The organism is Cellulomonas sp. A375-1 (genome assembly GCF_001040865.1).
Classification (GTDB): domain Bacteria; phylum Actinomycetota; class Actinomycetes; order Actinomycetales; family Cellulomonadaceae; genus Cellulomonas; species Cellulomonas gelida.
The window spans coordinates 6,793-8,063 of sequence record NZ_LFKW01000147.1; the positions used below are offsets into that span (position 1 = coordinate 6,793).

The window sequence follows — 1,271 nt, forward strand, 5'->3', positions numbered from 1 at the left end:
GTCGTGGAGCTCGAACGCGGTCGACCAGTGGCGGCGCAACGTCGAGCAGTACGGCATGCGCATCAACTACGCGAGCACGGGCTCGTCCGACGGGCGCAACCAGTTCAAGGCCGGGACGGTCGACTTCGCGATCACCGAGATCCCGTACGGCCTGACCGACGGCGGCGTGGTCGACACGCCGCCGACGCGCGGCTTCGTGTACCTGCCGATCGTCGCGGGCGGCACGGCGTTCATGTACAACCTCACGGCGGGCGGCAAGCGGATCACGAACCTGCGGCTGTCGGGCGAGGCGGTCGCGGGCATCTTCGCGGGGACCATCACGTCGTGGGACGACCCGGCGATCGCCGACGACAACCCCTCGATCCAGCTCCCGAAGCGCAAGATCGTGCCCGTGGTCCGCTCGGACGGCTCGGGCTCGACCGCACAGCTCACGACGTGGCTGGCCTCGCAGCACCGCTCGGTCTGGGACGCGTACTGCAAGGCCGCGGGCCGCTCGACCCCGTGCGGCGTCACGTCGACCTACCCGGTGATCCCGGGCCGCGGCTTCGTCGCGCAGCCGAACTCCCAGGGGGTCGCGGGGTACGTCGCGCAGACCGGCAACGAGGGCACGATCACCTACGTCGAGTACTCGTACGCCCTGAAGACCGGCTACCCGGTGGCCAAGGTGCTGAACCAGGCGGGCTACTTCGTCGAGCCGACCGCCTCGAACGTGGCCGTCGGGCTGCTCAAGGCGACGATCGACACCGACGAGGGCTCGCCGACGTACCTCACGCAGGACCTCACCGGGGTGTTCACGAGCGCCGACGACCGGACGTACCCGTTGTCGTCGTACTCCTACGTCGTCGTGCCGACCGGGACCGAGAACGGCTTCACGACCGCGAAGGGCTACACGCTCGGCGCGTTCGCGAACTACTTCCTGTGCGAGGGCCAGCAGCAGGCCGAGGTCCTGGGGTACTCGCCGCTGCCGATCAACCTCGTCAAGGCGGGCATGGACCAGATCGGCAAGATCCCCGGCTCCACGACCGTCACCCTCGACGTCGCGAAGTGCCACAACCCGACGTTCTCCTCCGACGGCAGCAACACGCTCGCCACGAACGCCCCACACCCGTCCGCGTGCGACAAGCGCGGCGCCGACGAGCAGTGCGACGCACCCACCGGCGGTGCTCCCGGCGCGCCGGGCGGCGGCGGTGGCGGCGGCAAGGGCGGCGGCGGCTCGGGCGGTGGCTCGGGCGGCGGCGGGACCGGTGGCACCGGCGGGACCGGCGGCTCGG

The 1,271-nt window shown here is 71.2% G+C and carries 1 protein-coding gene; it reads left to right on the top strand.

The window, feature by feature from the left end:
- Window positions 1-1,271: phosphate ABC transporter substrate-binding protein PstS (locus CWIS_RS15935; RefSeq protein WP_048344330.1), on the top strand; the 1,271-nt coding region annotated here is incomplete at both ends.